A 13,156-nucleotide genomic window follows, 5' to 3' on the forward strand; every position below is an offset into this window, starting at 1 on the left:
CGATTGTTCAAAATTAACCTACCAGCAACCATGACCGCCGCAAAGGCCCTGACCTTGCAAGGATTTGCGGCACGGCGGCGCGCCACAACAACGCCCGGTTCCATCCACAGGCCAGACGCTCAGCGGCCCGCCCGCCTCCCAAAACGACGATGGCGGCCCCGCCGGGTTGCCCCGATGAGACCGCCAAAGTCCTTGGACGTCTTCTATCTCTTCAGCTCACCGCGCGGCGCGTGCGCCGCTGCGGCTCAGGAGCGGATCAGGCCGGGGTGACGGCCCGGTTCGGCTCTTCCACGATCGAGAACCGCACGCCGGCGCGATGGCGGTTTTCCTCGGAGAGAACCTTCCAGGCCTCTTCGGCCTCCTGGCGGGTCTTGAAGGGGCCCTTCACCTGGGCCGACCCTTCGACGAGCTTGTGGAAGTTCATCGAACCGAACTCGCCACCGATCACCCAGAAGTTGCTGCCCGACATGATCCTGTCTCCTGTTTCTTTCCGTTAGCTGAACTGGTTCATCGTGTTGTGTTCGCCGCCGGCCTTCAGGGCCGCTTCGCCGGCGAAGTATTCCTTGTGGTCGTCGCCGATGTCGGAGCCGGCCATGTTCTGGTGCTTCACGCAGGCGATGCCCTGACGGATTTCCTGGCGCTGCACATTCTTAACATAACCCAGCATGCCCTGGTCGCCGAAATATTCGCGGGCCAGATTGTCGGTCGACAGCGCAGCCGTGTGGTAGGTCGGCAGCGTGATCAGGTGGTGGAAGATGCCGGCGCGCTTGGCCGAATCCGCCTGGAAGGTGCGGATGCGGGCGTCGGCTTCGATCGCCAGCGGGGTTTCGTCGTACTCCGCCTTCATCAGCTCGGCGCGGTTGTACTTGGACACGTCCTTACCTTCTTCCTTCCAGGCATCGTAGACCTGCCAGCGGAAGTTGAGCGTCCAGTTGAACGACGGCGAGTTGTTGTACGCGAGCTTGGCGTTCGGCACGACTTCGCGGATGCGATCGACCATCGAGGCAATCTGCTCGATATGCGGCTTCTCGGTTTCGATCCACAGCAGGTCGGCGCCGTTCTGCAGCGAGGTGATGCAGTCCAGCACGCAGCGGTCCGCGCCGGTGCCCGGACGGAACTGGTACAGGTTGCTCGGCAGACGCTTCGGACGCAGCAGCTTGCCGTTGCGGCTGATGATGACGTCGCCGTTGCCGATCTTGGTGGCGTCGACTTCCTCGCAATCCAGGAAGCTGTTGTACTGGTCGCCAATGTCACCCGGCTGATGGCTGACCGCGATCTGCTGGGTCAGGCCGGCGCCGAGCGAGTCGGTGCGGGTGACGATGATGCCGTCTTCCACGCCCATCTCGAGGAAGGCGTGACGCAGCGCGCGCACCTTGGCGATGAACACGTCGTGCGGCACGGTGACCTTGCCATCCTGATGGCCGCACTGCTTCTCGTCCGACACCTGGTTCTCGATCTGCAGCGCGCAGGCGCCGGCTTCGATCATCTTCTTGGCGAGCAGATAGGTCGCCTCGGCGTTGCCGAAGCCGGCGTCGATGTCGGCGATGATCGGCACGACGTGCGTCTGGAAATTGTCGATCTGGTCGATGATCGCGGTTTCCTTCGCCTTGTCGCCGGCCTCACGGGCCTTGTCGAGCTGGCGGAACAGGTCGTTGAGCTCGCGCGAGTCGGCCTGGCGCAGGAAGGTGTAGATCTCTTCGATCAGCGCCGGCACCGAGGTCTTCTCGTGCATCGACTGGTCGGGCAGCGGGCCGAACTCCGAACGCAGCGCCGCGATCATCCAGCCCGACAGGTAGATGTAACGACGATCGGTGCGGCCACCGCCGTGCTTCTTGATCGAGATCAGCTTCTGCTGCGCGATGAAACCGTGCCAGCAACCCAGCGACTGGGTGTACTTGGTCGGGTCGGCGTCATACGCCGCCATGTCGGCACGCATCTGCGCCGCGGTGTAGCGGGCGATGTCGAGGCCGGTCTTGAAGCGGTTCTGCAGGCGCATCCGGGCCACGGCCTCGGCGGTGACGCCATTCCAGGTCGGCTTGTCCTTGAGCAGGGCGTCGGCCGCTTCGACTTCGCTCTGGTAGGTGCTCGGAGCTTGGATGGCGCTGATGCCGCGGGGCTGGAAGTTCATGACATGATCCCTTCGATGACGACAAAACCGCGGCGTCGCTGCCTGAGACATTCTTGACAGCGGCGCTGCGAAACGTGTCGCTACGTAAACGCGAGATCGGGAAAGACGTACAGACCTCTTGCGAACGAATGGTGATGTCATGTAACTTCAGTACATGTAACAAATGTAACTTTGTAAATTTTGTAAAAATCGCCGACCGGCGAAGCTGAAGGAACTGTTAAAAATGGCCGGCGATTCCGGGAAAAAGCTGTTCGTCGGGCCGCGATTCCGGCGGATTCGCCAGCAGCTCGGCCTGTCACAGACCCAGATCGCCGAAGGATTGGGAATTTCCCCCAGTTACGTCAACCTGATCGAACGCAACCAGCGCCCGGTGACCGCTCAGATCCTGCTGCGGCTGGCCGAGACCTATGACCTCGACCTCCGGGACCTCGCCACCGCAGATGAAGACCGGTTCTTCGCCGAACTCAACGAGATCTTCTCCGACCCGCTGTTCCGCCAGATCGACCTGCCCAAGCAGGAGCTGAAAGACCTCGCCGAACTCTGCCCCGGCGTCACCCACTCGCTGCAGCGGCTGTACGCCGCCTACACCGAGGCGCGCCGCGGCGAGACCATGGTGGCGGCGCAGATGGCCGACCGCGAGCAGATCCGCTACGAGGCCAACCCGATCGAGCGCGTCCGCGACCTGATCGAGGCCAACCGCAATTACTTTCCCGAACTCGAACAGGCCGCCGAGGCGGTGCGCGACGAGCTCAATGTGAGTTCGCAGGAACTGTTCGGCGCGCTCGCCGAGCGGCTGCGCGAGCGGCATTCGATCACCACGCGCATCATGCCGGTCGACGTCATGCGCGAGACGCTGCGGCGCTTCGACCGCCATCGCCGTCAGCTCCTGATCTCGGAGCTGGTCGATTTCCAGGGCCGCGCCTTCCAGGCCGCGTTCCAAATCGGCCTCACCGAATACGGCGCCGCGATGGACGGCATCGTCGCGCGTACCGGCTCGCTCGACGACGGCGCGCGGCGGCTGTTCCGCATCACGCTGGGTAATTACTTCGCCGCCGCGGTGATGATGCCCTACGCCGCCGTCCACGCCGCCGCCGAGCAACTCAGCTACGACGTCAACGTGCTGGCGCAGCGCTTCAACGCCGGCTTCGAACAGGTCTGCCACCGCCTCACCACGCTGCAGCGGCCGAATGCGCGCGGCGTGCCGTTTTTCCTGCTGCGCGTCGACAACGCCGGCAACGTCTCCAAGCGATTTTCGTCCGGCACCTTCCCGTTCTCGAAATTCGGCGGCACCTGCCCGCTGTGGAACGTGCACTCGACCTTCGACACGCCGGACCGGCTGCTCAAGCAGGTGATCGAACTGCCCGACGGCAGCCGCTACTTCTCGATCGCCCAGATGGTCCGCCGCCCGGTCGCGCCGCATCCGCAGCCGCAACCCCGCTTCGCCCTCGGCCTCGGCTGCGAAATCCGCCACGCCGCGAAACTGATCTACGCCGCCGGCATGGACCTCGACAAAGCCGAAGGCACACCGATCGGCGTCAACTGCCGCCTCTGCGAACGCGAGCATTGTTCGCAACGCGCCGAGCCGCCGATCACGCGAACGCTGATCCTGGACGAGAACACGCGGCGGGCGAGCAGCTTTTCGTTCAGCAATGCGAGAGAACTGTGAGCTGACGCGCGCCCTCGCTCGCTGTGCCCCCCCATTCTCCCCGTCATTGCGAGCGAAGCGAAGCAATCCAGAGCCGTGCACTGAGCTGGATTGCTTCGTCGCTTCGCTCCTCGCAATGACGCGGGGAGATTGTGCTCGAAGCCGCTAGCGCACACAGCCCGTCATGGCCGGGCTTGACCCGGCCATCCATCCCGCCAAGACTCCGCGTCTGATTTGATGGATCGCCGGGTCAAGCCCGGCGATGACGTTTGTGGAGAACGCGATGCTGCGGCTGAAAGCGACGACAAAATATTTGCGGAGGTCGTTCGGTGCAGCAGCCGCGATAGCAATATTGGCGATCGCGACTTCTCTCTCGACCTCACCCGCCCTCGCCCAGCGCGGCGCGTTGTGCCATGGCGGACAGAGTTTCGATCAGTTCCTCGCCGGGCTGAAGCAGCAGGCGGTCGCGGCTGGTGTATCTCAGCGGGCGATTGCCGCGGCTTCGCCGTATCTGGTGTACGACCAGGGCATCGTCAATCGCGACCGCGGGCAGCGGGTGTTCGGGCAGATTTTTACGGTATTCGCCGGGCGGATGGCCTCAGAAGGACGCCGTGTCAAAGGCCAGCAACTGATCAAGCAATACGCGAACGCGTTCGCGCGCGCCGAGAAGGACTACGGCGTGCCGCCGGCGGTGATCGCGGCGTTCTGGGCGCTGGAGAGTGACTTCGGCGCGATCCAGGGCAACCTGTCGACGCTGCGCTCGCTGGTGTCGCTGGCCTATGACTGCCGGCGCTCCGAGATGTTTCAGCAGGAGACCATCGCGGCGCTGAAGATCATCGATCGCGGCGATCTGTCGCCCGGCGAGATGATCGGCTCCTGGGCCGGCGAGCTCGGCCAAACGCAATTCCTGCCGCGGCACTATTACGACTACGCGGTCGACTATGACGGCGACGGCCATCGCGACCTGCTGCACAGCGCGCCCGACGTGATCGGTTCGACCGCGCACTACATTGCGACCGGCCTGAAATGGCGGCGCGGCGAGCCGTGGCTGCAGGAGGTGCAGGTGCCGGCCAACATGCCGTGGGACCAGGCCGACCTGTTGGTGAAGCAGCCGCGCTCGCAATGGGCGCAATGGGGCGTCGTCTATCCGGACGGCCGGCCGCTGCCGAAGGACGAGATGCCCGCGTCGCTGCTGCTGCCGATGGGCCGCCACGGCCCGGCGTTCCTCGCATATGCAAACTTTGCCGCCTATACGGAGTGGAACAACTCGCTGATCTACTCGACCACCGCGGCGTATCTCGCCACCCGCATCGCCGGCGCGCCGCCGATGCGCAAGCCGACCGCGCAGGTCGCGCAGTTGTCTTTCAACGAGATGAAGCAGCTTCAACAACTGCTGGTGCGCGCGGGCTTCGACGTCGGCAAGGTCGACGGCGTGCTCGGCCAGCAGACCCGCACCGGCGTCAAGGCGATGCAGATCAAATACGGCCTGCCTGCGGATTCATGGCCGACCGCCGAATTGCTGACGCGGATGGGCGGCTCGGCAGCGCCTGCGCCGTCCGCGTCCGCGGAGCCGCCGTTCCGCCCGGCAGGCCCGCAGCCGGTGCAGCGTCAGCGCCGTCTGCCGCCGCCTTCACCGCAATGACGCGGTTCAAGCTGGCGCCGAATACAGGCGCCGGAAGAAATCTCACACACTGACCCGATCCGAGGCGGTGCTCGCTCGAAATTTCATCTGCCGGCACGTTCCAAGTTTCGCCGACTTGCTCTAGGGTCGCGCGCAACGAAAACCGGAGGAAGAACGTGCGTCATCTGTCTCTCGTTGCCGCTGCCGCCCTCGCGTTGACCACGACGGTCGCCGCCAAGGCCGACGATCTCAAGATCGCGCTGATCTACGGCAAGACCGGCCCGCTCGAGGCCTACGCCAAGCAGACCGAGACCGGCCTGATGATGGGCCTGGAATACGCGACGAAGGGCACGATGACGCTCGACGGCCGCAAGATCGTAGTGATCACCAAGGACGATCAGTCGAAGCCCGACCTCTCCAAGGCCGCGCTCGCCGAAGCCTATCAGGACGACGGCGCCGACATCGCGATCGGCACCTCGTCGTCGGCCGCGGCGCTGGCCGACCTGCCGGTCGCCGAGGAGAACAAGAAGATCCTGATCGTCGAGCCGGCGGTCGCCGACCAGATCACCGGCGAGAAGTGGAATCGCTACATCTTCCGCACCGGCCGCAACTCGTCGCAGGACGCGATCTCCAACGCGGTCGCGATCGGCAAACAGGGCGTCACCATCGCGACGCTGGCGCAGGACTACGCGTTCGGCCGCGACGGCGTCGCCGCCTTCAAGGAGGCGCTGGCCAAGACCGGCGCGACGCTCGCCGCCGAGGAATACGTCCCGACCACCACGACGGACTTCACCGCGGTCGGTCAGCGCCTGTTCGACGCGCTGAAGGACAAGCCCGGCAAGAAGATCATCTGGGTGGTATGGGCCGGCGGCGGCGATCCGCTGACCAAGCTGCAGGACATGGACCCGAAGCGCTACGGCATCGAGCTGTCGACCGGCGGCAACATCCTGCCCGCGCTCGCCGCCTACAAGCGCCTGCCCGGCATGGAGGGCGCGACCTATTACTACTACGACATCCCCAAGAACCCGATCAACGACTGGCTCGTGACCGAACATCAGAAGCGCTACAACGCGCCGCCGGACTTCTTTACCGCCGGCGGCTTCTCGGCCGCGATGGCGGTCGTCACCGCCGTGCAGAAGGCGAAGTCGACCGAAACCGAGAAGCTGATCGCCGCGATGGAAGGCATGGAGTTCGACACGCCCAAGGGCAAGATGGTGTTCCGCAAGGAAGACCATCAGGCGCTGCAGAGCATGTATCACTTCAAGGTCAAGGTCGATCCCAACCTCGCCTGGGCCGCGCTCGAGCCGGTGCGCGAGCTCAAGATCGAGGACATGACCATCCCGATCAAGAATAAGCGGTAACAACGTTCCGTGTCCCGGACGCGATGCGGCACGCAGTGCCGCTTCGCAGATCCGGGACCCCGGTTTCTTCACGCGCACCGACACCGGGGCCCCGGATCAGCAGCGCACCACGCCGCTAGCGCGGCGTGCTGCGCAGCATCCGGGGCACGCTGAACTCAAGCATTGTCATTCCGGCCAGCCTCATGACCACCCTCGAAACCCAATCCCTCACCATTCGCTTCGGCGGCCATGTCGCGGTCGATGGGGTGAGCTGTGCGTTTCGGCCGGGCGAGTTGACCGCGATCGTCGGGCCGAACGGCGCCGGCAAGACGACGTATTTCAACCTGATCTCCGGGCAGCTCAAACCAAGCGCCGGCCGCATCCTGTTCGACGGCGCGGATATCACCAAGATGACGGCCCCGCTGCGCACCCGCGCCGGGCTCGGCCGGGCGTTCCAGCTCACCAATCTGTTTCCCAATCTCAGCGTCGAAGAAAACGTCCGCCTCGCCGTGCAGGCGCACAATGGCACGCATTACGACATGCTGCGGCCATGGCGGACGCGGCGCGACCTGATCGAACGCGCCGACGCCATCCTCGACAGCGTCGCGCTCGGCGCCCGCCGCACCGTCGCCGCCACCGCGCTATCGCACGGCGACCAGCGCAAGCTCGAAGTCGCGCTGATGATGGCGCTGGAGCCCAAGGTTTACATGTTCGACGAGCCGACCGCCGGCATGAGCGTCGACGAGGTCCCGGTGGTGCTCGATCTGATCGCCCGGCTGAAGACCGATCCGTCCAAGATCATCCTGCTGGTCGAACACAAGATGGACGTCGTCCGCTCCCTCGCCGACCGCATCATCGTCCTGCACCACGGCAAACTCGTCGCCGACGGCAAGCCCGCCGAAGTGATCGCCTCGCCGATCGTGCAGGAGGCGTATCTCGGCATTGCGCCGGGGAAGAGTGCGGCGTGAGCGGAGTGATGAGACTTTCAATGGCTGCAGTGTTAGCCCCCAACTCTCCCCGCTTGCCAGCTCGCTCCCTCTCCCGCTTGCGGGAGAGGGTTGGGGTGAGGGCGACGCGGGCACAGTGCCTGGGGTACCCCCACCCCCGACCCCTCCCCGCAAGGGGGAGGGGAGCAGGCCTCGCTTCGGGAAAAGCTCACACGCTCTCATCAACGAGCGCCGCATGACCGACCTCCTCACCCTCGCCGGCGTCCACACCAATATCGGCCGCTATCACATCCTGCAGGGCGTCGACTTCGCCGTCCCGGCGGGACAGACCACGATGCTGCTCGGGCGCAACGGGGCCGGCAAGACGACGACGCTGCGCACCATCATGGGGCTGTGGCCGGCGTCGCGCGGTGAGATCACCCTCGCAGGAAAGCGCATCGAAGCGCTGGCGACACCAGAGATCGCGCGGCTCGGCATCGGCTATGTGCCGGAGACCATGGCGGTGTTCTCCGATCTTACCGTGAAGGAAAACCTGGTCCTCGCGGCGCGCGAGCAGGCGATGGACACCGCGCGGCTCGACTGGATCTTCGGTTTCTTCCCGGCGCTGCGAAAATTCTGGCTGTCGCGCGCGGGCTCGCTGTCCGGCGGACAGAAGCAGATGCTGTCGATCGCCCGCGCCATCATCGAGCCGCGCCAGTTGCTGCTGATCGACGAGCCGACCAAGGGGCTGGCGCCGGCGATCATCGGCGCGCTGATCGAATGCTTCGCCGAGATCAAGCGCAGCGGCGCCACCATCCTGCTGGTCGAGCAGAATTTCCACGTCGCCCAGCAGATCGGCGACAGCGTACTGGTGATGGACAACGGCATGATCGTCCACCGCGGCGCCATGGCGGCGCTGGCCGCCGACGTCCCGCTGCAGGAACGCCTGCTCGGATTGAGCCTGGAGGCGCATCAGTGACCGACGTCCCCGCCCCTTCCACCTCCGATCCGCTACCGCAGGCCAAGCGTGATCTGCTGCCGGTGCTGCTGCCGGTGATCCTGGCGTTGCTGATGCTGCCGCTGGTTGGTTCGTTCTCGTCCTGGGTGACGCTGACGATCGCGTCGCTGGCGATGGGGATGATGATCTTCACCATGGCGTCCGGGCTGACGCTGGTGTTCGGGTTGATGGATGTACTGAACTTCGGCCACGGCGCCTTCATCTCGGTCGGCGCCTATGTGGCCACGCTGGTGCTGATGCCGCTCGCGGCGATGTCGCAATCCGACTCGCTGCTGGTCAATCTCGCAGTGCTGGCGCCGGCGGCGCTCGCCGCGATGGCGGTGTCGGGCGCGCTCGGGCTCGTGGTCGAGCGCGTGCTGATTTTGCCGGTGTACGGCCAGCATCTGAAGCAGATCCTGATGACCACCGGCGGGCTCATTGTGGCGGAGCAGGCGCTGTACGCGCTGTGGGGGCCGCAGATCATTCCGCTGCCGCTGCCGGATACGCTGCGCGGCTCGTTCATCATCGGCGACATCGCCATCGCCAAGTATCGCCTGCTGGTGATGCTGGTCGGGCTGATCGTCTTCATTGGCATTCAGCTGACGCTGAACCGCACCAAGATCGGCCTGCTGATCCGCGCCGGCGTCGAGAACCGCGAGATGGTCGAGGCGCTCGGCTATCACGTCAAGCGGCTGTTCCTCGGCGTGTTCATGGTCGGCTCGGCGCTGGCCGGGCTCGGCGGCATCATGTGGGCGCTGTATCGCGAGCAGGTCCATGCCTCGATGGGCAACGAGCTCACCGTCCTGATCTTCATCGTGGTGATCATCGGCGGGCTCGGCTCGGTCGGCGGCTGCTTCATCGGCGCGCTGCTGGTCGCGATGGTCGCGAATTACGGCGGCTTCCTGGTGCCGAAGCTGGCGCTGGTTTCCAACATCCTGCTGATGGTCGCCATCCTGATGTGGCGGCCGCGCGGGCTCTATGCGGTGACGTCACGATGATGATCCTGTCCGGCGATCCGCCGCGCAGCCGGGTGCTGACGCTGCTGCTGATCGCGATCGTGGTGGTGCTGGCGCTGACGCCGTTCCTGTTTCCCGGCGCCAAGCCGCTCAACGTCGCCGCCAAGATCTGCATCTTCGCGGCGCTGGTGGCGTCCTACGACCTGCTGCTCGGCTACACCGGCACGGTGTCGTTCGCCCACACCATGTTCTACGGCATCGGCAGCTACGCGGTGGCGATCGCGCTGTACGGCATGGGGCCGAGCTGGGCCGCGGTCGGCGCCGGCATCGTGATCGGCCTGCCGCTCGCCGCACTGCTGGCGCTGGCGATCGGGCTGTTCTCGCTGCGGGTCGAGGCGATCTTCTTTGCGATGATCACGCTCGCGGTGGCGTCCGCCTTCCTGGTGCTGGCGTCGCAGTTATCATGGCTGACGGGCGGCGAGGACGGCCGCAGCTTCAGCCTGCCGGAGCTGCTGCGGCCCGGCACGGTGTTCGTCAAAGACTTCTTCGGCGTGCGGATTAACGGCCGCATCCTGACCTACTACATCATCCTGGTCGGCTGCGCCGGTATGATCCTGGCGCTGCTGCGGGTGGTGAACTCGCCGTTCGGCCGCGTGCTGCAGGCGGTCCGCGAGAACCGTTTCCGCGCCGAAGCGCTCGGCTATCGGACCGTCTTCCACCTCACCTACGCCAACGTGCTCGCCGCGCTGGTCGCCGCCGCGGCCGGCGTGCTCAATGCGATGTGGCTGCGCTATGCCGGGCCGGATACGTCGCTGAGCTTCTCGATCATGCTCGATATTCTGCTGATGGTGGTGATCGGCGGCATGGGCACGATCTACGGCGCCATCATTGGCGCCACCATCTTCATCCTGGCGCAGAACTATCTGCAGACCCTGATGGGCGCGGCCTCCACGGCCGCGGCCGACGCGGGCCTACCGCTGCTGCCCGGGCTGCTTCATCCGGACCGCTGGCTGCTGTGGCTTGGCCTGCTGTTCGTCGCCAGCGTCTATTTCTTCCCGACCGGCATCGTCGGCCGGCTGCGCGGTGGGCAGAAGACGGCCGAATAGACCGCGACCAAGGTCGTACGACGCATGGCTCCTGCGCGCTCCTGACGCGCAGCCTCATCGGTATCATCTGCGCCAGATCAATTTCGTGTGCAACTGCACAAAGTATCCTGTTGCCGTTCGGGGCGCTCCCTCACCTCCGCGCCCCATCGACGAGGACCTCTCCGCCTACTCCGATACCGAAACAGGCGGGTCGTCCGAGCAAACAGGAAGTTGGAAATGACACTGCTCTTGATGCTGACTGCACTGGCTTTCGCCGCCGCCGTCGTGGTGGCAGGTGTGCTCGCAAACGCCGCTCCGGCCGGCAAACTGGTGTCGCAGGCCGCCGGCGCTGCCGCGATGGTGGTCTCGCCGATCATCACGCTCGTGATCGCCATCGTGCTCGGCAAGATCGGCCTCGGCGGCGACGGCTTCGGGGCGAGCGAGATTTTGCGGGCCGCGGCGCTGCCGGCGTTCGGCACGCTGTTCGTGGCCCCGTTCGCGTTCTGGTTCTTCCGCCGCCAGCGCCGCCCGCTGGCCGCCTGAACAACCCACGCTGCAGCCGGCCACGGCTGCAAGCGAACGTCCGGCGACAACTCATGCCGCCGGACGCCCTCGATCGGCCCCCCTGCCGTCCGCGCCATGAGCCTCGGGACCGCATTCGTCCCACCTCGACCGGTATTTTCAGAACATCCTTGCTGCCTGAAGCCGCTTTTTCAAAACCGCACTTCAAACTTTCATGCGGCCGCATCTATTTTCGGCAGACCCATTGAGATTCGACCGGGGCGCCCCACGTTCCAGCCATCCGCAACCTTCCAGGACGGCCCCATGTCGACTTCCAAGCTGTTCGAGCCCACCAAGCTCGGTCCGATCACGCTCGCCAACCGCATTGCGATGGCCCCGCTGACGCGCAACCGCGCCATTCCGGACGGCCTCATCCCCAGCCCGCTCGCGCCCGAATATTACGGCCAGCGCGCCACCGCCGGGCTGCTGATCACCGAAGCCAGCCAGGTGTCGCAGCAGGGCCAGGGCTATCAGGACACGCCCGGCATCTATTCCGACGCCCAGATCGCCGGCTGGAAGAAAGTCACCGACGAGGTGCACAAGCGCGGCGGGAAGATCTTCATCCAGCTCTGGCACGTCGGCCGCATCTCGCATGTCGACCTGCAGCCGAACGGCGGCAAGCCAGTCGCGCCGTCGGCCATCAAGGCCAACACCAAGACCTTCGTGGGCGGCAAGTTCGTCGACGTTTCCGAGCCGCGTGCGCTCGAGCTCAGCGAAATTCCCGGCATCGTCGACGACTTCCGCAAGGCCGCCGCCAACGCCATCAAGGCCGGCTTCGACGGCGTCGAGATCCACGGCGCCAACGGCTATCTGCTCGATCAGTTCGTGCGCGACAGCTCCAACAAGCGCACCGACCAATATGGCGGGTCGATCGAGAACCGCGCCCGGCTGATGATCGAGGTCGCGACGGCCGTCGCCAAGGAGATCGGACCGGAACGCACCGGCATCCGGATTTCGCCGGTGACCCCGGCCAACGACGTCTCCGACAGCAACCCGCAGCCGCTGTTCGACTACATCACCGACGAGTTCAACAAGCTGAAGCTGGTCTATATCCACGTCATCGAAGGCGCCACCGGCGGCCCGCGCGACGTCGCGCCGTTCGACTACGCCTCGCTGCGCAAGCGCTTCAACGGCACCTACATCGCCAACAATGCCTACGACCGCGCGCTCGCCGACCAGCACCTCGCCTCCGGCGCGGCCGACCTGATCGCGTTCGGCAAGCCGTTCATCTCCAACCCGGACCTGGTCGAGCGCCTCAAGCTGAACGCGCCGCTCAACGAAGGCGACCGCAACACCTTCTACGGCGGCGGCGCCAAGGGCTACACCGACTACCCGACGCTGGAATCGGCGCAGGCGGCGCAGTAAGCGCCAGCCACACACGAGTCATTCCGGGGCACGCGCAGCGCGAACCCGGAATGGCCAACGAAAGTGCACTGAACAGCAGAAAGGCCGGTATCGCTCCCGGCCTTTCGATTTTGCACAGACCTCATCCTGAGGAGCCCGGCGCCGCCGGGCGTCTCGAAGGATGACGCCCCGAGCACCGTGCGGGTCGCCTCATGGTTCGAGACGGCGCTACGCGCCTCCTCACCATGAGGCTCCCAACGCTTACTTGGCTTCCGCGCGCTTGGGCGGCGAGGCCGGCCAGGACTTGATCAGGGTGTCGTAGTCGACGGTTTCACCCTTCGGCTTCTCGTTGGCCAGCTTGCGCTGGGGCGCGATGTTGCCGTCCTTGGCGGACTTCTCGTACCAGTACTCCGCGGTCTCCTTCTTGTTCAGCTTCGGACCGCATTCGCCCTGCACCTTCGACTTCTCGAGGCGTTCGAGCACCGAGTCCTGCGCCGCAGCCAGCGAGTCCATCGCCTGCTGCGGGGTCTTCGCACCGGACGACGCGTCGCCG

General features: G+C 65.5%; 11 protein-coding genes and 1 pseudogene. 9 read left to right on the forward strand and 3 right to left on the reverse strand.

Annotated features, from left to right (window positions below):
- Positions 1-256: 256 nt before the first annotated feature.
- Positions 257-469 carry a DUF4170 domain-containing protein gene (locus ACOJTD_RS14920; protein WP_420133679.1) on the reverse strand — a complete coding sequence of 71 codons (213 nt, stop codon included), beginning with the start codon at positions 467-469 and terminating at the stop codon, positions 257-259.
- Between the two features lie 24 nt (positions 470-493).
- Positions 494-2,128 (reverse strand): isocitrate lyase, encoded by a 1,635-nt coding sequence (locus ACOJTD_RS14925; protein ID WP_420133680.1) that lies wholly within the window; start codon positions 2,126-2,128, stop codon positions 494-496.
- 223 nt (positions 2,129-2,351) lie between these two features.
- Here ACOJTD_RS14925 and ACOJTD_RS14930 point away from each other — a divergent pair, with 223 nt between their 5' ends.
- The 9 genes from ACOJTD_RS14930 to ACOJTD_RS14970 all read left to right on the forward strand — a co-directional run bounded on the left by ACOJTD_RS14930 (position 2,352) and on the right by ACOJTD_RS14970 (position 12,624).
- Positions 2,352-3,794, forward strand: coding sequence for a helix-turn-helix domain-containing protein (locus ACOJTD_RS14930; protein WP_420133681.1), 1,443 nt, complete (start codon positions 2,352-2,354; stop codon positions 3,792-3,794).
- A 241-nt stretch (positions 3,795-4,035) separates the two neighbouring features.
- Positions 4,036-5,415 carry a lytic murein transglycosylase gene (locus ACOJTD_RS14935; RefSeq protein ID WP_420133682.1) on the forward strand — a complete coding sequence of 460 codons (1,380 nt, stop codon included), beginning with the start codon at positions 4,036-4,038 and terminating at the stop codon, positions 5,413-5,415.
- 155 nt (positions 5,416-5,570) lie between these two features.
- Positions 5,571-6,755, forward strand: coding sequence for a substrate-binding domain-containing protein (locus ACOJTD_RS14940; RefSeq protein WP_420133683.1), 1,185 nt, complete (start codon positions 5,571-5,573; stop codon positions 6,753-6,755).
- Between the two features lie 182 nt (positions 6,756-6,937).
- Entirely contained in the window at positions 6,938-7,702 is a 765-nt protein-coding gene (locus tag ACOJTD_RS14945) for an ABC transporter ATP-binding protein (RefSeq protein WP_420133684.1), read from the forward strand.
- Positions 7,703-7,916: 214 nt separating this feature from the next.
- Complete coding sequence (locus tag ACOJTD_RS14950) at positions 7,917-8,639, forward strand: ABC transporter ATP-binding protein (protein ID WP_420133685.1); 723 nt, start codon at positions 7,917-7,919, stop codon at positions 8,637-8,639.
- Positions 8,636-9,655 (forward strand): branched-chain amino acid ABC transporter permease, encoded by a 1,020-nt coding sequence (locus tag ACOJTD_RS14955; protein ID WP_420133686.1) that lies wholly within the window; start codon positions 8,636-8,638, stop codon positions 9,653-9,655. Before ACOJTD_RS14950 ends, ACOJTD_RS14955 begins: the two co-directional genes overlap by 4 nt.
- Positions 9,652-10,719 carry a branched-chain amino acid ABC transporter permease gene (locus tag ACOJTD_RS14960; RefSeq protein WP_420133687.1) on the forward strand — a complete coding sequence of 356 codons (1,068 nt, stop codon included), beginning with the start codon at positions 9,652-9,654 and terminating at the stop codon, positions 10,717-10,719. Before ACOJTD_RS14955 ends, ACOJTD_RS14960 begins: the two co-directional genes overlap by 4 nt.
- Positions 10,720-10,935: 216 nt before the next feature.
- A complete protein-coding gene (locus ACOJTD_RS14965) occupies positions 10,936-11,241 on the forward strand; it encodes a sodium:proton exchanger (protein ID WP_420133688.1) in 306 nt (101 codons plus the stop codon).
- A gap of 282 nt (positions 11,242-11,523) precedes the next feature.
- Positions 11,524-12,624: an alkene reductase gene (locus tag ACOJTD_RS14970; RefSeq protein WP_420133689.1), complete on the forward strand. Its 1,101-nt coding sequence runs from the start codon at positions 11,524-11,526 to the stop codon at positions 12,622-12,624.
- A gap of 240 nt (positions 12,625-12,864) precedes the next feature.
- Here ACOJTD_RS14970 and ACOJTD_RS14975 read toward each other — a convergent pair.
- Positions 12,865-13,156: pseudogene (locus ACOJTD_RS14975) on the reverse strand (carbohydrate ABC transporter substrate-binding protein); the annotation flags it as partial.

This window comes from Rhodopseudomonas sp., from assembly GCF_048594845.1.
Classification (GTDB): Bacteria; Pseudomonadota; Alphaproteobacteria; order Rhizobiales; family Xanthobacteraceae; genus Rhodopseudomonas.